Genomic DNA, 20,777 nt, shown 5'->3' with positions numbered 1-20,777 from the left:
ACCCAATGTAACTGGCGCCTAAATAAATAATAAATATACAGAATCATCACACCAATGAAACTGAATAAAATAAGTCGGATCATTTTAAATCTCTTTTCCTCTCGCAATAGCTTCTAAGCAAAATTGCTAACAAAATTAAATGTAGATTAAAATGGTATTTTAACTACAAACCATACCGTTGCCAAAGTGCTCGTTCTTCTGCTACCATCCATGCACTATCAACTGCTGTATAAACCATATCAGCAGTAACACCTGAAGGCATTTTAGGCCCAAAAAAACTTTTGGAAGGAGAAATTAACCGAAGTTTTGTATCATGACCAAACCGATCTTTAATAACAGAGCGTACATCACCTAATTGATCAACCAAGCCAAGTTCAACACCTTTCTTTCCACTCCAAAACATTCCTGTAAAAATATCTGAATCATCTGATAACTTCGATGCACGCCGTTCTTTGACCAAATCAATAAAAGTTTGATGAACTTCAAGTTGTAAAGATTTCAAATGTTCAACGCCCATCTTCTTTTCTGGCAGAAATGGATCTAATACAACTTTGTTTTTTCCTGCTGTATAAACACGCCGTTCTATACCAATTTTCTTTAAAAGCTCAGGAAAACCAAAAGAAGCTGAGACAACCCCAATAGAGCCCACAACAGAAGAAGGGTCAGAAAAAATTTCATCCCCAGCGCAAGCAATCATATAACCACCTGATGCTGCTACATCTTCAATAAATACGAGAACCTGTTTATTCTTCTCATTTGCTAAATCCCGAATACGCTGAAAAATGAGACGCGATTGTACAGGTGAACCACCGGGAGAATTGATAATTAAAACAACAGCTGGTGCTTTTTTATCGGCAAAAGCCTTATCTAAAAGGGGGGCACATCTACCTAACGAAAGTGTACGAGCCATAAATGAATTTGAATCCATAATTGCCCCATGAAGTCGTACTGCAGGAATTTCAAGTTTACTGGAAAGAAAACGACGTGGAATAAGATTTTTAATACTGTTAATCAAAACAAAATCTCCCTATAAGAAATTGAGAAAACATAACCCGAAAATAAATAAAAAGCTTAATCCGAATTTAAAAAATAAGCTAAAAAACACAAGATATCATTAAAAAAGTTCCCACAAGCTTATACACCCATTATTGACTGCATCAACCCGTGGTGAAAAAGCATGACCTTCACCTTCATGCACAATTAACGCCGGCAATATAGATAAAGCTGCTCGACTTCCCCGTTTGGCATAAAACAACATACGAGTTGCGGCCGTTTTAGCGCGAGAATGAACAGGAATTATACATATCTTACCAAAACGCCCCTCCAAAGCGTGTAATATATCATTAAGCGATTGGGGACGTGCAATCAACCCTAGATATCCACCTGGTTTAACAATTGCAGCTGCACTGCGTAACCAATTGTCAAACATTGCTTCAGGCATAACATGTGCCTTAGATTTTTGTTCATCAGGTGTTTTACGATCCACAGGATTATTAAAAGGTGGATTCATAATCGCAAAATCAAAAACATTATCCATCAGACCTGCCTTTAAGCGTGCATTACCTTTTAAAGCAATATCTGCTTCTAATAAACACACTCGGCTAGCTAGTTCCTTATTTTGTCTCAGTGCAAGCGTTTTTTGAGCATAAGATATCATAAAAGCTGATCGTTCAACTAATGTAACATGAGTTTCAAAACAACGTGAAGCAACTGCTAATCCCGCTGCGCCTGCGCCTGCGCCTAAATCAACAACCTTTCCTTTAAAGTTATCAGGAACCAGACCAGCCAACAACATAGCGTCCATACCAGAACGATGCCCCTGCAAACGTGGTTGAACTAAGTAAAACTTCCCACGATGAAATTCATCAATTGTCTCATCACTATGATTCGTCGCGCCATCCATCTGTAAGCCTAATATTGATCCTTATATTATCCTTCTTCCAATTGTACTTAAATTACCTTAATTTCAAATTACTGCCCTATCATAATAATTATATTCCTTAAGCTTAGAAAAAACACTCTTCATAAATATTTAAAAAACTTCTACTTCAAGGCAATATCAAAGCTTGAGTCAAAAGTAATCCCGCTTTATGCTACAAATAGAAAATAAAGCTTATCTATATTTATTGAAAATACTCTAGGAGTAAACCAATTGGGTGCTATTATAAAACAAGACCACAAAAAAAATAACCAGGTTTCTTCCCAAACTCTCATCAACCTCACCAAAGATAATATGGAACGCGTAAACCAATTAATTATCTCTATGGTTCAAGCTGATGTCGAAATGATCCCTGAAATTTGTAATCATCTTATTTCATCAGGAGGAAAACGGTTACGTCCAATGATTACACTAGCTGCAGCTGATATGTTTGGATATCAAGGCGATGGGCATATAAAGCTTGCAACAGCAATTGAGTTTATGCATACAGCAACTTTATTACATGATGATGTAGTTGATGGAAGTAATCTCCGCCGTGGAAAATCTACCGCACGAATGATTTGGGGAAATAAAGCAAGTGTACTTGTCGGTGATTTCCTTTTAGGGCAAGCTTTTAAAATGATTGTAGATGTTGGCTCTATGGAAGCGCTCGTTATTTTAGCAAACGCTGCAGCAATTATTGCTGAAGGAGAGGTCATGCAGCTTGCCGCTGCTCAAAATATAGAAACCACTGCTTCAGATTATCTTAAAATCATTAATGCAAAAACAGCCGCACTTTTTTCAGCTGCTGCTGAAGTTGGGCCAATTATCGCTGGTTATGGACATGAAAAACGTCTAGCATTACGCGAATATGGCACATCATTAGGATTAGCTTTTCAATTGATTGATGATGCACTTGATTATAGTGGCAATTCTGAACATTTAGGAAAAAATATAGGAGATGATTTCCGAGAAGGCAAAATTACTATGCCCGTTATCCTCTCATATACACGCGGTAATGCAATAGAAAAAGCATTTTGGAAACAAGCTCTTGAAAACAATAATAACAACGATGAATCTTTAGCACACGCACAACATTTAATGGAAAAATATGACAGCTTAACCGATACAATAGAACAGGCACGCATCTATGGAAAACAGGCAATCGACGCTCTTTCTCCAATAAAAGAAAACCTTCAAAAAAACGCATTCATTGAAATTGTCGATTTTTGTATTGCACGTGTAAACTGATTATTTGCAAGAATAATAATATTTTCTACAAAGAAACCTAATACGTTTATAAATTGTATCATAAATTCATGATTTTTAAGAAGGATGAGCTCTATGCACTGTGCGATAAGGCCCTATTTTTTCACTCTCGCTATAGCGGGAATCGTGCTGATGTCCTCACCCGTCTATAGCAAAATCGATTTAGCTATTGATGCAAGATCATTTACAGGTGCCTATCTAGCAGGGCGAGTTGCAAATCATGAAAATGAAACTAATCTTGCTATTAATTATTTTAAACAAGCACTCACCTATAACCCCAATAACATTGACGCACAAAAAGAAATCTTTGAAGCGATGCTTTCAGTAGGTGCATTTAAAGAGGCTGTTGAACAAGCAAAAAAATTGGAAGCACAAAATATTAGCCATCCTTTTATTTCCCTGACATTGTCAATAGATAACCTCATCAAAAAAAATTATAAAGATGTTAAACCCCTTCCACAACTAAAAACATCTCCTTCAACCAACAACCCGGCGTTTGACGTGATAAGCGCTTGGGCTACATTTGGATCAGGTAATCACTCTCAAGCAATAGCCGATCTTAAAAAGCTTTTAGGGCCTATTTGGTACAATCTTTTTATACACTACCATATCGCTCTTATGAGTGATCTGGCAAAACGCCCTAAAGAGGCAAAAAAATATTTTATGCAAGCATTAAACAATCAACAAGGTGCTATGGTCTCTCCTGACACCTATGAACGTATTATTATAGCCTATGCTTCATTCCAATTGCGTCAAAAAATGCGTAGCCAAGCTATTCAAACTATTCAGAACGGCGAAAAGATGTTGTCAGGCCGAGAGATACTTAAAAACATCCGACAAAAAGTTGAAAAAGGCGCTAATTTAGAAAATCCTGTTAAAACACCTCAACAAGGAGCGGGTGAAATATTGTATGACTTTGGAACAACACTCTATCGAAGAAAATCAGAACATGTTGCACGTATTTTCAAACAATTATCTCTAGCCTTATATCCTCAAAATGACGCTACATTGTTCCAACTAGCAAACGTCTCTGCTAAATTGAATGATCCTTATCAAGCAATTAAACTTTATCGCGCCTTATCACCCCACTCTCCTTATTATAGAGAAGGACAATTGCAGCTCGCACTAACGCTTGCCAATAATAATCAACACACTGAAGCCATTAAGTTATTAACATCATTAGAGAAAAAAAATCCCAATGACCGCATTATTTATATAGCGCTATCTGCTATTTATATGCAAAAAAATAACTTTGCTGAAGCTGTTAAAATTATGGATCGTGCTATTGTACAAACAGTAGATTTTCAAAAAGATGATTGGCAACTCTTTTATCAACGTGGCATCGCATTTGAACGTTTAAAACACTGGACAAAAGCCGAAACTGATTTACGAAAAGCACTGGAATTATTCCCTGATCAGCCACACGTACTTAATTACCTAGGTTATACACTTATTGATCGTAATCAAAAACTTGAAGAATCATTATCCATGCTTCAAAAAGCCTCAGCATTACAGCCAAAAAATGGTTACATTCTTGATTCTCTAGGATGGGCCCATTATAAACTAAAGCAATATAACCAGGCTGTAAAAATATTGGAAACTGCCGTCAAATTGCAACCTCAAGACCCAATATTGAATGATCATTTGGGCGATGTTTATTGGAAAATTGGGCGCAAACGTGAAGCAGTATTTCAATGGAATCACGCCATTGATGGACAGCCAGAAAATTTAGAAAAAATCAAAGAAAAACTGAAATTTGGTTTGCAAGACACAACAATGCTTGACCATGCAAAGCAATAAACAGTAATAAAGATTAAATTTCTTTGATTTATCTACTAATCACATATTAAGAGTATCAAACGTGAACTTCCCTGAGTACCTCAACCCCGCACGTTCTTTTCAAGGACTTATTTTAACTTTGCAAAATTATTGGGCTCAATATGGATGTGCAATTCTGCAACCCTATGATATGGAAGTAGGTGCTGGAACTTTTCATCCAGCTACAACACTGCGTTCATTAGGACCACGCCCTTGGAAAGTGGCTTATGTCCAGCCTTCCCGGCGTCCAGCAGATGGTAGGTACGGTAAAAATCCAAATCGTTTACAGCACTATTATCAATTTCAAGTGCTTCTCAAACCTTCTCCTCCAGATTTACAAGAGCTTTACATTAACTCTCTACAAGCTATTGGCCTCGATACAAAACTGCATGATATTCGTTTTGTCGAAGATGATTGGGAGAGTCCAACACTTGGAGCTTGGGGACTTGGATGGGAATGCTGGTGCGACGGAATGGAAATTTCTCAATTCACTTACTTTCAACAAATTTGCGGTATTGAGTGTATGCCAGTTTCAGGAGAAATTACTTACGGGCTTGAACGCTTAGCAATGTACATCCAGGGAGTTGACAACGTCTATGATCTTAATTTTAATGGTTTAGATGGCGCAAACAAAATAAGTTATAGAGATATTTTTTTACAAGCAGAACAGGAATATTCACATTATAATTTTGAGTTTGCTGATACCAAATTGCTACATCAACATTTCACTGATGCAGAACGTGAGTGTATCGCACTTCTTGAAGTTGGAAAACCAAACAAAGAAAATAGCTACCATCAATGTGTTTTACCAGCTTATGATCAATGCATTAAAGCGAGTCATATTTTTAATCTTCTTCAAGCACGTGGTGTTATTTCTGTAACCGAAAGACAAAGTTATATTCTTCGTATTCGTGATCTAGCACGCCGTTGTGGTGAAGCCTTTCTATCAACTGAAGCTGGTCAAGCTCATACGAAAGGTGAAATCTAATGTCTAATCTTCTTCTCGAGCTCTTTAGTGAAGAAATCCCTGCTCGGATGCAACGTAAAGCTGCTTCTGATCTCAAAAAGTGTGTTACTGACCAACTTGTTTATGCAGGATTAACTTATAAAGCTGCCCGTGAATATTGGACACCCCGTCGGTTAACGTTAGATATACGTGGTCTTTCTACAAGCTCACAAGATATCCATGAGGAACGCAGAGGTCCTAGCACAAAATCACCACAGTATATGATTGATGGTTTTTTGCGTGCTACAGGCCTTAATAATATTTCTGAAGCACATATTGTACATGATAGTAAAAAAGGTGATTTTTATGTCGCTAAAATCACCAAAAAAGGTCAGGCTGCAGAAGAAATTATTGCTGATATTTTGCCTGATATTATCCGTAACTTTCCATGGCCAAAATCCATGCGTTGGGGCCAAGATTCAGCTCAAACTGGAGCCTTAAAATGGGTCCGATCTTTACAAAATATTCTTTGTGTTTTCGGACCAGAAATTGGCGAAACACATATCGTTCCATTTACAGTTGGCTCTCTTAAAAGTAATAATTTAACCTATGGTCATCGTTTCTTAAATGATGGAAAACCTATCCAAATACACCGTTTTGATGACTATGTCACTCTGCTTGAAGCTCATAAAGTTATTCTGGATACAGAAAGGCGAAAAAATATTATTTTAGCAGATGCTCAAAATCTTTGTTTTGCCAACGGTTTAGAGCTTGTTCAAGATAGTGCACTTTTGGAAGAAGTCGCAGGACTTGTTGAATGGCCTGTCGTCCTTATGGGCGATTTCGATAAGACTTTTCTTGATATTCCTCCAGAAATTATCCGCTTAACCATTCGAGCCAATCAAAAATGCTTCGTCACTCGCAAACAGGGTGAGACGATTAAATTATCTAATCATTTTATCCTCGTTTCCAATATTCTTGCAAATGATGGTGGTAAAGAAATTACCAAGGGTAATAGTAAAGTTGTACGCGCTCGTCTTTCTGATGCACTTTATTTTTGGCAAACAGATCAACATGATTTACCGGATATTGCGCATTTGAAAGATTCTTCTGCAAAATTTGATCTTGATTTAAATAAACCTCTTGATCAGCGGATAGCACAGCTAAATTATTTGAATGTGACCTTCCATGCCAAGTTAGGGACACAAGGTGCAAGGGTAGAAAGGATCGCTGCTTTAGCACAAAAAATTGCACCCTTAGTGCAAGCAGATCCTCTATTGGCAAAACGTGCAGCAATACTTGCAAAAGCTGATCTGCAAACAGGAATTGTTGCCGAATTTCCTGAGCTACAAGGGCTGATGGGGCGAAAATATGCACTTCTCCAAGGAGAAGATCCCCACGTGGCTGAAGCAATCGAAGATCACTACAAACCTTTAGGACCAACAGATCGCATCCCGTGTGAACCTATCGCTATAGCGGTTGCACTAGCTGACAAAATTGACATACTCGTTGGTTTTTGGCTTATTAATGAAAAACCAACCAGTTCAAAAGATCCTTATGCATTAAGGCGAGCAGCACTAGGAATTATAAAACTTGTGCTTTCACGTGATTGGAAAATTAACCTTATGCCCCTCTTTGATCAGGCGGTGGATCTTTTTTTACAACAAAAAATAAAATATACCTCCCCCAAAATAGAAGCTAAACAACAACAAAATACTCTTTCAGAGACAAAAAAAGATATTTTATCAGATCTCTTGTCATTTTTACATGAACGCTTGAAAATTTATCTTAAAGATGAAGGAGCTCGTTATGATGCTATTGAAGCAGTTTTAACCAAAGATGCTGATGACTTTTTATTAATTGTACGCTGTATTGAATCACTCATTGCTTTTATCAACACAAATGATGGAAATGATTTTTTAGCTTCTGTAAAACGTGTCGTAAATATTCTTGAAAATCAACCATCTAAAGATATCATAACAATAAACACATTTAACCCTGAACTTTTTAGCAAAACAGAAGAAAAACAATTATATCAAGCAATCATTGAGGTAGAAAAAAAGCTTCATGATCAGACTAATGCAACTAATTTATCACTTGCACTCAATGCCCTTGTACCACTTAAAAAACCTATTGATACATTTTTTGAAAAAGTATTAGTAAACGATAAAAATTCCGCTATTCGCGCTAATCGTCTTGCTCTTCTTGAACGTATCCGCTTAATCACACAAAATGTCACGGATTTCTCGAAGCTTACAACCTAAAACCTAGCGTTCTTTCAATTTTAAAAATGATAAAAATAATTTTTGTTATTTTTGAAATGCTTTTTATACCGAAAATAGCTCAAAAAAATAATAAACTACTTGTTAATAGTGCTTTAAATAATTTCAAAACAATAAAAATCGAATATAAACTATACTTGCTAATAAATTGGTAAAAAAATTTAGAAAACATAAATCGAGATAAGTTCAGGAATTTTTGATCAACCTCGAAAAATAAAAATCATACTCAATAGATATTTTGTTTGATAAAAGCACCAATTCTTGGAAGGTTACGCACCCTCCCTTTCCCCAAAGCTTTGCTCCTAAAAGACCAACGCTTTAAACTCTTTAAACAATATTAATTAAGGTACTCTTTCATTTTGGAAAGAGACTCTTTAATGAGAGACTTTTCAATAAGGTCGTTAGATTCCTTAAAATCTAATTCCTTATTAATAAGCGTACGTGAGGAAGAAATTGCTAAATCAATAGCAGATAGAGAAACAACTCGAATTGCATCTGCTTCTGCTTGAGCAATTTTTTGCTCTACCATTTTTTTGCGATTTTTAACATATTCTTCTGCTTTTGTACGAGCTTCAGCAATAATAACTGAAACTTCATTCTTAGCAGCAGCAATAATTTCTTGAGCATTTTTTTCTGCTTCTACACATTTGCGCTGACATTCAGCCAATATCTCCTGCGCCTCTTCACGAAGGCGAAGAGCTTCATCAAGCTCGTCCGTGATACGCTTTGTTCGCATATCAAGACTACGCGCTACCATAGTCGGAACTTTAAAATAAACTAAAAGAGCTAAGAAAAGAACCAATCCAATAAAAGCCCAAAATGTATCAGTCATCCTTGTGATTCCTTACAGCTCGTAGCTCTAACAGTTAAATTGACAACTTCTTTACTCACATCAATATCAAGTAATTTCTTAACAATTTCACGAGTTACTTCCTCTGCAATTAAACTAACATTTTGCATAGCTTTATCTCGAATTTCTGCTATTTGATCTCCAGCAGTTGCTAGCTTTTTCTCTAATTTTTTTTCAACTTCTTTTCGTTCAAAATCAGCCTTTTCTTTAATTTTATCTCTTGCCTCTTGCACTACAATACGCGCCTGTAAACGAGCTTCTGCTAGTTTTTTCTCATAAACTTCAATCACAGTATCCGCTTCTTGTTTCATACGCATAGCCTGATCTAAATCAGATGCAATCCGATCACGACGCGTTTCAATGACATTTCCAATACGAGGTACAATCACCCGAGCAATGAAGAGATAAAAAAAACCAAAAGAAATTGCCAACCAAAAAAGATGAGAACCAAAATGCACAAAATCAAAAGGCGGAAACACGCGGTTTGCGTGCTCTACCGCATTTTCAATATGTTCTATGGGCGTTTCAGCAGCTTGTGCATAAGCACTGGAAATAAACATCCTATTTTATCCTTCAAACAACTACCTCAGGCCCTTTATTTAGAACCTATGATAACTGAATCATTTCCCTTTTATTAAAAAGGTCTGCTCTTTGCACAAAAACAGACATACCTTTTTAAATCGGTTAAACTGCAAAAAGAAGCAAAAGAGCAATAAGCAACGAAAAAATACCCAAAGCTTCCGTCACAGCAAAACCAAAAACTAAACGACCAAACTGACTATCTGCTGCTGATGGATTACGTAAGGCACCAGAAAGATAGCTACCAAAAATATTTCCCAGCCCCAATGCTGTGCCAGCCATACCAAAGCAGGCAAGACCAGCGCCAATATATTTTGCTGCAAGTGCTAATTCCATATTATTCTCCTTTGAAGTGAAATTGCATTGTTTGACGAAAATTCATTATTTATTAGTGTCCCGGGTGAACAGCATCACTAAGATACATACAAGTCAAAACCGTAAAGACATAAGCTTGTAGAAATGCTACCAAAAATTCAAGAGCAGTAATTGCCACAGTCATAATGAGAGGTAAAATAGAACCACCAATACCTATACCCCCTACTCCAACCATTAAAACAATAAAACCAGAAAATACTTTAAGCGTGATGTGACCAGCAAGCATATTAGCAAAAAGGCGAAGTGAAAGACTAATAGGGCGAGACAAAAAAGAAATAAGCTCAATCATTGTGACTAAAGGCAAAATCATAACAGGCACACCACTAGGCACAAAAAGTTTTAAAAAACAAACCCCATGTTTATAAAAACCATAACCAATCACCGTCAAGATAACCAACATCGCCAATGAAAAAGTAATCATAATTTGAGAGGTAATAGTATAAAAATAAGGAAAAAGACCAATAAAATTAGCAACCAAAATAAAAATAAATAATGAAAATACTAAAGGGAAAAAACGCATTCCCTGTACGCCAACTGATTCACGCAAAGTCGACGCTACAAATTCATATGCCATTTCAGAAATAGACTGCATACGCGTTGGAACCAATCTACGACTTGATGATGAGAGAAAAAGAAATACTGAAGATAAAACAACCGTAACGACTATAAAAAATGATACATTTGTAAACGATAAATCCATATTCCCTATAGAAATATTAATCAACCGTGAAACCTCAAACTGATGAATAGGATCTGGAGCGTGCGCTGTCACTTTAACCTCATTTATTAAATTTATCGACCCTTTTATTTTGATGCGATACGCTATTTTTTCCTAATTGACTAGGAGAAATGTGCCCTAAAGACCGAAGAATATTTATTATACCAGAAGTAAATCCAAGAAAAAGAAAAAATATCAATCCCCATGGCAACAAACCTGTTAGTTTATCAAATCCCAACCCTAAAACAATACCTACAATAACACTCGCCAGAAATTCACTCGACAACTTAACGGCATGCCCTATCTTGCTTTGTGATTCTCTGTTTTCATTTCTAAGATCCTGTTGCTTTAATGCTTTCTTACGCATTAAAGCCAATCCCAAATTTTGACTCCGCCATTCTAAATCCTCTAAATGAAAAGAATCTCTTTGCTTTTTCTCTTCAACCTCCTTTTGTGGCACAACGGGTTTGTCCCCCTTTGCCATAATTAGCTCCTTAATTAAAAGAAAAATCAAAATACATCTAAAGCTGTCTGCAACATATTGTTACTAAATTCATTCGTCAAGCTATCCAAAAGCATCTATCACAAGGATTTTTATCAATAAATAAAACAATAAGGTAGCTATCTTATAGAACCAATAAATTGCATCTCTGCTCTCATTTTAAAAAGCTATATTTTACTGCGCAGTTTTAGAAATCTATTAAACAATTGCCCATTGGAATCTTTTGATTCGTATATATTTTAGCCACCATACGTCAATACAAACTAACTCAATTTATAACACTATAATGCCATACATAAATGACGATAGTAGAATTCTAAACACCCCCATACAATTAGCTTTTTGCTCTTTAGTATTTTTATGTGCACTTCAAATAAAGAGCTTCAATGTGACATTTGTTTTTTATTCCAAAAGTTGTTACAAGTCATAGCATCGCTTACCCACAAAATGCTTGTTTCTAATGTAGAAAAAATACATTAATCTCTCCTGTCTTAACTCCCCTCATTACACTGCTCAAAGATAAAAAAAATAGCATTTCTAAGAAGCGCATAACCAAGAATTAATACATCAAATACAACCCTGATTGATCAAAATACAAAAAGCTCAAACATTAATAACCTTGAAAATACTAATCTTTAAAAGAATATATCGTCGTTATAACTATTAAACTTCATCTTAGAAAAGCTGAAAAAACCGTTGCACTAGCTATAAAATTTTTGATTTTTAAGTATTTAACGACAATAATTTCATATTTTTGATTATAATGAACGCAATATTATTGCTTGTTTATTTTACACATTCATTTTTGTTTCAAAAACTTAACAAATCAAAGCGAAGCTTCTTTAAAAGCTAGTATAAATGCCCCATTTTAAAACCTTTAAAAAGTCTAAAAATGATTCAGAACATAAAGGAAATTGTTACTTTTTTCATCTTTCATCATGCAAAAGGATTATCAGATGTTCGCAGTAACAAACGGATGGGCACCCCTGGCATATCGAATGTATCACGCAACCCATTAGACAAATAACGCAAATATGATTGAGGCATTGCATCTGACCGTGAACAAGAAATAATAAACACCGGAGGACGTGTTTTAATTTGTGTTATATACTTAATCTTAAGTCGGCGCCCAGAAACCGCTGGTGGTGGATGGTGCGCAACTATAGTTTCAAGCCAGCGATTAAGTTTCCCTGTAGGAATACGACAATTCCACACACGATGAATCATCATGATATTTTCCATAAGTTTATCAATCCCTTTACCATACTGACCTGATAAAGGGACAGCTCTCAAACCACGAACCTGAGGAAGAAGACGAGCACATTTTTCATGTAAATCAGCCAACACTTCTTGGCAATTTTCAATAAGATCCCACTTATTGAAAGCTATAATTGGAACTCGCCCCTCACGAATCACAAGATCAGCAATTTGTAAATCTTGCTTTTCAAAAGGCATGGTTGTATCAAAAACAATCACCACTACTTCCGAGAAACGGATTGCGCGTAAAGTGTCTGCAACAGAAAGTTTTTCTAACTTTTCTTGAACTTTTAATTTTCGGCGCAACCCCGCAGTATCAAAGAGTTTAAAACAACGATCTCGCCATTCCCAATCTACAGAAATAGAATCACGCGTAATACCAGCTTCAGGTCCTGTCAGCAAACGATCCTGCCCCAACATACTATTGATCAGTGTTGATTTTCCAGTATTGGGACGACCAACAATTGCTATCCGAATAGGTTTTCTTTCATCGTAAATAAAACCTCTTTCTTCCAAATCATTATCCAAAGACACAGATCGCGTAAGAGCACATTCTTCTTCTTTTATTTGCTCAAAAACTTTATCTTTACCAACAGCATTCACAATTGCATCACGAAGATCCGAAAAACCCAGACCATGTTCAGCAGATATTGCGCAAGGCTCACCTAAACCTAAAGACCATGCTTCATATCCTCCTTCTATTGCCATTTTTGACTCAGATTTATTGACAATAAGCACAATCGGTTTTCCCGACTTGCGAACCAATGAAGCAAAACTGCACTCACTTACTGTCACCCCGCTCTTTGCATCAAGTACAAATAAGATAAGATCCGCTTCTTTAATAGCAGCCTTTGTCTGAAAAAACATACGACCTTCAAGTGTTTGATCACTTGCATCTTCTAAACCGGCTGTATCAATCACATTAAAACATAAATCTTGAAGCCTTGCCTCATGAGCACGCCGATCACGTGTTACACCTGGCTTATTATCAACCAAAGCCAATTTTTGCCCAACCAAACGATTAAATAATGTTGATTTTCCAACATTGGGCCGGCCAACTATAGCAATGGTGAGACTCATTAATTTACCCCTTATTCACCTTTCTTTCAGACTGAATAAGCTCAAGCATAATTTTTGCTCGATCAATTATTTTTAGTCCTAAAACATTTTCTTCAGAAATTTTTTGAAAATAATAAATCGCATCATCTATTTTATTAGCTTTATAAGCAGCTAAACCTAAAACTTCTCTTGCAGACATGCGCATAGGATCGATATCATTTGCCATATCTTTGGCACGTTTTTTAACATCATCGAATGTACCTATATCAACTAAAATATAAGCCGCTCGAATTTTTGCAACTCTCTGTAATATCTGCGGTGCATTCTTATCAGCCGCAACCGCGTCAAAAACTTCTACTGACTTAGCAGCATTGCCTTGCTGCATCAGCAAAGAAGCTTCACGTAAACGAGCAAGAAAAGGATACCCTCCAAAATCAGATGTTTTAACACTCTCTAATTGATTCATCGCCTCATCAAATTGAAGTGAGTCCGCCAAATTAAGACTTGTTATAAATGTATCACCAATCTTGCTGGCTTTATTCATTTGCCCATAATGATAAATTTGATAAACAGCTATCGCTAGTACAAAAATAATAGCTGAAATAATAATCAAGAAACTATAACGCCCCCAAAAAGCACGGACTTTTTCCTGACGGAGCTCTTCATTAACTTCACGAATAAAACTATCGTATGACATACACCCTACCCTGGAAAGAATTTTAATTCCTACACTATTACGTATAAATAAACAAAGATAGAGCCCTATCCACTAACAATCTTTAATTTTGTCAGGTGATTGATTTAAAATTAACATATACCCTTATCAACTGTTTTTATAATTGTACCGAACTAAAATCTCTTGCGATTATCTTTTGATTGACATGAATTTTTACGCATCTCACTCTCCTCCTATGGAATGTGTAAAGTTACTTTCAGTCACTTCAACTCTTGTTATACATTAACGTCATATTGCTAACTTAAAACAAAAGCGAAATATTTGGCCTATACTGCTTTATATCACCTACTAGATAATTGCAAACATACTAATAACACCCGAATGACAATCACCTTATATCTAACACGCATAGATTACATACTAATTTCCGGTAACATTATTTAGCTGTATTAACACTCTACGTGTACATTACAACTTCTAAAACCTTAAAATAACAACTATTGTACTGCATCTTTCCATAGCTTCTATTAGAAAACTATTATTAAAAATTAATTCATGAAAATAATTTTTTCATACATCAAGTGTCAATTACAATGACCTCAAAATCAGAAAAATAACTCTATAGAGTAATACCAATCATTAAATTTTCAACCAACAAACATCATTCTCATCTCTGCCAATATTACAATTAAAACGTTCATAAAAATCCTTATCAACTTATATATGCCCAACTTTTCATAACTAAGAATGTCTGGAGAAAAATAGACAAACCTTGCTACAATACCAAGGAAACGCTTGCGCTTTATCATAATGGATCCCCCCATCTTAACAATATCTCTGCGTAAACATAGCTTTTCCACCTATCTTCATCTCAAAAAAATCTATTCAAAGGTTTTTCTACCGTTTTATTGTAACGGCCAAACCCACATTAACATCGGAACCGCAACGATTGCTATCAATACTGCCAACGGAGCACCAAAACGTGCATAATCACTAAAACGATAACCACCAGGCCCCATTACTAACATAGTACATTGATGCCCAATAGGTGTAAGAAAATCACAACCAGCACCTATCGCAACAGCCATTAAAAAAGCCTCAGGTTTATAATGAAGAGAATGAGCAAAACTTGATGCGATTGGTGCTATAACCATCACTGTTGCTGCATTGTTTAAAAATGGCGTTATCAGCATTGCTGTAATTAAGATAAGTGCTAATGCACCGGATGGTGGTAAAAATACAGCCATTTGGCTAAGCCAACCACCAATCAAATCCGTGCACCCTGTTTTTTCCAATATTTCACTTACTGGAATAAGAGTTGCTAATAACACCAATATTTGTCCATCTAAAGCATGGTACAAATCCCGCATTGGAAGAATCCGAAAAACGACCATCGCAATAGCTGCAGAAAAAAAAGAAAATGCAACCGGAACAATTTGAAAAGCTGTCGTAATAATTGCTACAAATAAAATAGCTAAAGACATAAGGCCATGTCGTAAATTACCGAACGTGATATTGCGTTTTGCCAAAGGAAGGCATTTCAATTCTCTTAACAAGCTCGGAATAACCATATCCTGCCCCTGTAAAACAATGACATCCCCGAGACGGAAAACAACATCACCAAGCCTACCACGCACCCTTTCACATTGACGACTTAAAGCAAGTAAATTTACATCATAGCGATCAAACAACGAAAGTCTTTTAGCACTGATACCAATAAGAGGAGAATTATCTGTAATAACAGCCTCAACAATATCAAGCTGGCTACCTTTATCACCTACAGAAAGAGTACGACCAGTAGCAAATTCTAAGCGAGCTGAATTAATCACGGTGTCTAGCCCTGTATGTGAGCCTTCCAGTAGAACAGTATCATCCTTGGCAAAAACAAAATCTGGTAATGGTGAAATGGATACTTTATTTCTAATAACCTGAATAACCATAACTTCACCGCCTGATGGTTTAATGAGATCAATAATAGTTTTTCCCACAATGGGAGAATTAACGGGAATACGCACTTCTGAAATATAATTACAAATATCAATAGCATCATCAAATGATGTGCTTGAATGCGTACGGATAGGTAAACGCCAAGAAAAAAATACTAAATAGAAAACTCCAACAGCAGCAATTGTTGCACCAATCGGTATAAAATCAAACATAGTGAAAGGGATTCCTTCTAAACGTTCTCGCATAGCTGAAACAACAATGTTGGGAGAAGTACCTATCTGTGTCATGAGACCACCTAATAAAGAACCAAATGCCATTGGCATCAAAAACACAGATGGTGAAACCTGAGAACGGCGAGCAAATTGGAAAGCAATCGGAAGCATAATGGCTAAAGCACCAATGTTTTTAACAAACATTGATAAAAGAACCACAGAAATAACTAAAAAAGCTAATTGAAGTTTTACTGACTTTACATCAGGCCACATTCGTTGAATAATATATTCCACAATGCCAGAGCGTGACATAACTGTGCTGATGATAAACGCACTACCTACGATAATAACAATATCATTACTAAAACCACTAAATGCTTCCTTCGGATTAACAAGACCGAGAGTGCAAGCAATTAACAATGTACAAACAGCAACGATATCATAACGAAACCGACCCCATATAAAAACAGCCATCATGAGACCAATAATAGAAAAAGCCATTATTTGATCTTGTGTCATAACACTAACGACTCCCTGTCAGCTTATAATCACCAACATCATATACTCCCTTTAATCGTTCCTTTAGTCAGTGACATAAAAAACGACACATTATTACTCCTTAAAAATGATTAAACATGATAAATAAGGTCATAATTAGTGCATAGTTCCTTATTCATGGTTATAGTTTCACGTAAAATATTGAAAAAAACTGGTGACAGTTGATAAAAGCTTGTTGAAAAAAAAAATATGATGATCTTACATCAAAGGAAATAGACAGATATTTAGTTGATATACATCATATCTCAGCTTTTATCGTTGTTTTAAAAAATTTATTTATACTCTCAGCATATAGTGACAAAATTGAAAGAAAAAATAATGATCAATTTTAATAGTTGGTATCGCAATAACCTAAAATATTGGTTGACGTATATTATTGGATTTGTTGCTATTTTAATAATCATAGTTATTGGTGGTTTTTATATGGCAAAACCCCACCTTGATAGCTTTGTAAAAAAAGAAATAGCCCGCCGTTCTATCAACGCAGAAACATCCGAAGTCAGTATTCTAGGTAAAATCAATTTGACTAACGTCACTCTACCAACCCCAGCTGATACATCACTTAAAATTGGTTTTATTTCAGGACGTCCCCCCATTGCCTTCATTCCTGGTGCTTTCACACTTTATAATATTGATTTAACATATAAGAATGTTCGTCTACAAGTTCCCAAAATCTCTATTAATAATGTATCCCTGAAAAACAAAGATGCTACGATCACGTCTTCCTTTTTGCAATCATTTATGCGTATTAATATTTCATCAATTAATGCACCAGATATATTACTTTTCACAGAGGATGAGAACAAGCCAACTGAAAGAATTAATATCAAGAATTTTCAGCTTTCTAATCTCCAAAATGGTCGTATTCATTCCGTTGGTATCAAAGATATAACGACCAATATAAGTCTTGCAAAGACAGCTGCAGATAGTACCAAACAGATATATCTAACCGCTAAGAGTAACCCAATAAAAGCCCATAATATTGACGTGGGTTATGCTTATTCTATCATTTCTGATAAAAACAACGTCAAGAATCAAGGCGAAACCGTTATTGGCCCTATTACATTGGGTAATGTAGCAGTAGATATTTTTGAAGGAGAAGAAAAAAACGCTTCTTTCTCTTTTGGAAAATTTAAAACATCTGGCTTAAAAATGCAACCGCTTAAACAGCCTCTTAAAAAACTTGTTCAAGCCTACCTTAGTGCAAAAAAAACAAATAATCAGACAGAACAAAATGCCCTTCTCATGGCTGTTCTTTCGGCTATTACATCAATTGATGCTAAAACTGACAAAGTAATTATTGACGTACCGCAAATAAAGGCAACCCTTGAATCATTGCAATTAAAATCAGACCAATGGCAACAAGCCATACCAGAAAATCTTTTGCTCTCTCTTAATGGCCTTTCAATCTTACCTAAAAAAATGGAGAGAAAAAACTTAGATTTTCTTAAAAATACGGGCTTTGAGTACCTTGATGTTTCAGGAAAGCTTGATATCTCTTACAATGAAAAAAAGCGTATCCTTTCGCTTAATGCAATGTCTTTCAACGTCCAAAACATTGGCTCTGGAAAAATCTCAGCTACAGTTATTGATGTTGATAAAACATTCTTCTCTGGTCAAAAAGACGCAATCATTGCTGCTTCTCAAAATCTTGGCATTTCTGAAATTGACATATGTTATACAGACGCTGGTCTCATTGATAAAATCTTTTCTTATCTTGCTCAAAGTCTTAACGATAATAAACATGATCTCAAACAAGAACTTTATGATAATTTTTATTTAATCGTAACCCAAAGCCCAAAAATATTATTAAAAAATCATGATAAAGCTGAAAATATTTCGAAAGCCCTCGGTAATTTTGCTAGAAATCCACAAACATTAAAAATAAAAATAGCAGCAAAAGATAATAAAGGGCTTACAGCATCTGATCTTGAAGCCACTTTGCAAAATAATCTATCAGCTGTTCTTAATAAAATGAGTCTCACTGTTAAAAATGAAGCATCTCATTAAAAATATAATTAGTTTTAAAATTGGAGAATTACCATCCCCTCTTTTCTTCATATAATACTATAAGCGATATACAGAATAGCTTATAAACAAAGCCTCTATGAATAAATTGATATTTGGAGTTTTTTATGCCTGATTTATCCTCAAATCGCTTACCAAATCGAGCCTCTCTCGTCACAAATCGGGCACTTTCCGCAATTGAGCGTTTTCTCCACATTGAAGCTGTAAGTGGTATTGTTCTTTTATTGGCAGCTGCAACTGCGCTCATATTTGCTAATTCTAAATATTCTTCTTCCTATGAAGCATTTTGGCATACACCTCTTGGCTTTAATTTTGGCTATTTTAACTTATCATGGGATCTACATTTCTGGATTAATGATGCTCTTATGACTGTGTTCTTTCTCGTAGCGGGAGTGGAAATTCGGCGTGAAATTCACGAAGGTGCTCTTGCTAATTTTAAACAAGCAATTTTACCAATTGTAGCAGCAATAGGTGGAGTTTGTCTTCCTGCAATTATTTATCTGAGCATTAACTTAAATAGGGGAGATACTTATGGTTGGGCTGTGCCGACAGCTACCGATATTGCTTTTGCACTAGGTATTCTCGCGCTTTTTGGGAAAGCAATTCCTTCTAATCTTCATATCATTCTTTTATCATTAGCAATTATTGATGATATTATCGCTGTTCTTATTATTGCTTTTTTCTACTCAACTAATTTAGATCCCAGTGGTTTAGCTATCGCAGCAGCAGGTATTGTTTTAGTCTCATTTTTTCAATGGATTGGATTTGCATCAGCGTGGCTTTATATTTTGCCTGGTGCAATTATTTGGTGGGGGTTAATGATAACAGGCGTTCATCCATCACTTGCCGGCGTAATTTTAGGCATGATGACCCCAGTTTTACCTACCCGTAATCTTGTAGCTCCGCTTACAATGCTAAGCAACGCAGTTGAAATACTTCAAGAAAAAAACACAAGCACAGACCTTCATCATATCTCAACTACATTAAAAAAAGTGCGTAGAGGACAACGCGATATAATCGCACCTGTAACACGGGTTCAAAAAGCGTTACATCCATGGGTAGCGTACGGCGTGATGCCAATTTTTGCTTTTGCAAATGCTGGCGTTAACTTTGCAAACTTTGACCTCTCTTCCGATAAATCATTCTTGATTGTTCTCGGCATTATCATGGGACTATGTATTGGTAAACCGCTTGGTATTATTGTCGCTAGCTATCTAGCGGTAAAATTGGGTCTATGCCGCCTTCCTCCTAATGTAGCATGGGCGGGTATATTATTAATTGGATTTTTAGCAGGTATTGGCTTTACAATGTCAATCTTTGTTTCAATGCTTGCTTTTAAAGATGTTGTTCAACTTGATTCTGCAAAAATTGGTGTACTTTGTGGATCTGGCCTTTCTGCTCTTATTGGCCTTGGATATGGCCTCTTTTATATCAAAAATAATAAAAAGCGTATCACAAATTGCAATTAATCAAGCTATAAATCTTACTTAAGCTAAACCTTTAAAAATATTTAAGGCTTTAATTACATTCAATGAACGACTGCACATAATTACTTTCTTTTGATTTCACTCATTCATCATAGGTAAAAAAGTGCAATTTATACCTACAAGAATCTTTTAAAAGTGCGTATAATTTGCATTCACATCAATGTAGCTTGATTAAACGTAAACAAATCACATAACACTCTAATAATAGACTCTTCTATATTTTAGAACAAAATAAAGAAAAACTTTATGCTCATAAAACCTGATGTAAAAAATAAGAAGCAATCTTAGTAAGGCTC

Annotated in this window: 16 protein-coding genes; 6 read left to right on the top strand and 10 right to left on the bottom strand. The window is 35.7% G+C overall.

Translation table 11 applies throughout. From position 1 onward, the window contains the following. Positions 1-163: 163 nt before the first annotated feature. Both ME3_RS05985 and ME3_RS05980 read right to left on the bottom strand, forming a co-directional pair. Positions 164-1,015, bottom strand: a complete 852-nt coding sequence (locus tag ME3_RS05985; RefSeq protein WP_007477994.1) for a S49 family peptidase — start codon at positions 1,013-1,015, stop codon at positions 164-166. 99 nt (positions 1,016-1,114) lie between these two features. Further along, on the bottom strand, positions 1,115-1,903 hold the full coding sequence (locus ME3_RS05980; protein ID WP_007477993.1) for a tRNA1(Val) (adenine(37)-N6)-methyltransferase: 789 nt from the start codon (positions 1,901-1,903) through the stop codon (positions 1,115-1,117). Positions 1,904-2,152: 249 nt separating this feature from the next. Here ME3_RS05980 and ME3_RS05975 point away from each other — a divergent pair, with 249 nt between their 5' ends. The 4 genes from ME3_RS05975 (at position 2,153) to glyS (ending at position 8,215) form a co-directional block, all read left to right on the top strand. Further along, positions 2,153-3,169 (top strand): polyprenyl synthetase family protein, encoded by a 1,017-nt coding sequence (locus tag ME3_RS05975; protein ID WP_007477992.1) that lies wholly within the window; start codon positions 2,153-2,155, stop codon positions 3,167-3,169. Between the two features lie 93 nt (positions 3,170-3,262). Next, positions 3,263-4,987 carry a tetratricopeptide repeat protein gene (locus ME3_RS05970; RefSeq protein ID WP_007477990.1) on the top strand — a complete coding sequence of 575 codons (1,725 nt, stop codon included), beginning with the start codon at positions 3,263-3,265 and terminating at the stop codon, positions 4,985-4,987. Between the two features lie 61 nt (positions 4,988-5,048). After that, positions 5,049-5,993 carry a glycine--tRNA ligase subunit alpha gene (locus tag ME3_RS05965; RefSeq protein ID WP_007477988.1) on the top strand — a complete coding sequence of 315 codons (945 nt, stop codon included), beginning with the start codon at positions 5,049-5,051 and terminating at the stop codon, positions 5,991-5,993. Then, a complete protein-coding gene (gene glyS, locus ME3_RS05960) occupies positions 5,993-8,215 on the top strand; it encodes a glycine--tRNA ligase subunit beta (RefSeq protein ID WP_007477987.1) in 2,223 nt (740 codons plus the stop codon). The genes ME3_RS05965 and glyS overlap by 1 nt, the downstream gene beginning before the upstream one ends. A gap of 355 nt (positions 8,216-8,570) precedes the next feature. Here the strand turns inward: glyS and ME3_RS05955 are convergent, their stop codons facing one another. From ME3_RS05955 to ME3_RS05920, 8 genes are all read right to left on the bottom strand, one after another. Then, on the bottom strand, positions 8,571-9,065 hold the full coding sequence (locus ME3_RS05955) for a F0F1 ATP synthase subunit B (RefSeq protein WP_007477986.1): 495 nt from the start codon (positions 9,063-9,065) through the stop codon (positions 8,571-8,573). Further along, on the bottom strand, positions 9,062-9,643 hold the full coding sequence (locus ME3_RS05950; RefSeq protein ID WP_007477985.1) for a F0F1 ATP synthase subunit B: 582 nt from the start codon (positions 9,641-9,643) through the stop codon (positions 9,062-9,064). The genes ME3_RS05955 and ME3_RS05950 overlap by 4 nt, the downstream gene beginning before the upstream one ends. A gap of 124 nt (positions 9,644-9,767) precedes the next feature. Then, positions 9,768-9,998 carry a F0F1 ATP synthase subunit C gene (locus ME3_RS05945; RefSeq protein WP_007477984.1) on the bottom strand — a complete coding sequence of 77 codons (231 nt, stop codon included), beginning with the start codon at positions 9,996-9,998 and terminating at the stop codon, positions 9,768-9,770. 52 nt (positions 9,999-10,050) lie between these two features. Beyond that, positions 10,051-10,809, bottom strand: a complete 759-nt coding sequence (locus tag ME3_RS05940; protein ID WP_007477983.1) for a F0F1 ATP synthase subunit A — start codon at positions 10,807-10,809, stop codon at positions 10,051-10,053. A 7-nt stretch (positions 10,810-10,816) separates the two neighbouring features. Next, positions 10,817-11,239, bottom strand: coding sequence for an AtpZ/AtpI family protein (locus tag ME3_RS05935; protein ID WP_007477982.1), 423 nt, complete (start codon positions 11,237-11,239; stop codon positions 10,817-10,819). Positions 11,240-12,193: 954 nt separating this feature from the next. Beyond that, complete coding sequence (gene der / locus ME3_RS05930) at positions 12,194-13,594, bottom strand: ribosome biogenesis GTPase Der (protein ID WP_007477977.1); 1,401 nt, start codon at positions 13,592-13,594, stop codon at positions 12,194-12,196. Positions 13,595-13,598: 4 nt separating this feature from the next. Then, a complete protein-coding gene (locus ME3_RS05925) occupies positions 13,599-14,270 on the bottom strand; it encodes a DUF2659 family protein (RefSeq protein WP_007477975.1) in 672 nt (223 codons plus the stop codon). A gap of 884 nt (positions 14,271-15,154) precedes the next feature. After that, positions 15,155-16,927 carry an SLC13 family permease gene (locus tag ME3_RS05920; protein ID WP_007477974.1) on the bottom strand — a complete coding sequence of 591 codons (1,773 nt, stop codon included), beginning with the start codon at positions 16,925-16,927 and terminating at the stop codon, positions 15,155-15,157. 357 nt (positions 16,928-17,284) lie between these two features. On the opposite strand from ME3_RS05920, the gene ME3_RS05915 reads away from it, so the two are divergent. After that, a complete protein-coding gene (locus ME3_RS05915) occupies positions 17,285-18,976 on the top strand; it encodes a hypothetical protein (RefSeq protein ID WP_007477973.1) in 1,692 nt (563 codons plus the stop codon). Between the two features lie 125 nt (positions 18,977-19,101). After that, positions 19,102-20,463, top strand: a complete 1,362-nt coding sequence (gene nhaA, locus ME3_RS05910) for a Na+/H+ antiporter NhaA (RefSeq protein ID WP_007477972.1) — start codon at positions 19,102-19,104, stop codon at positions 20,461-20,463. The last annotated feature ends 314 nt before the right edge of the window (positions 20,464-20,777 follow it).

The sequence above is a fragment of the Bartonella melophagi K-2C genome (assembly GCF_000278255.1).
GTDB lineage: Bacteria > Pseudomonadota > Alphaproteobacteria > Rhizobiales > Rhizobiaceae > Bartonella > Bartonella melophagi.
Note: the sequence above shows the minus strand (reverse complement) of the source record. Positions and strands in the feature narration are given on the sequence as shown.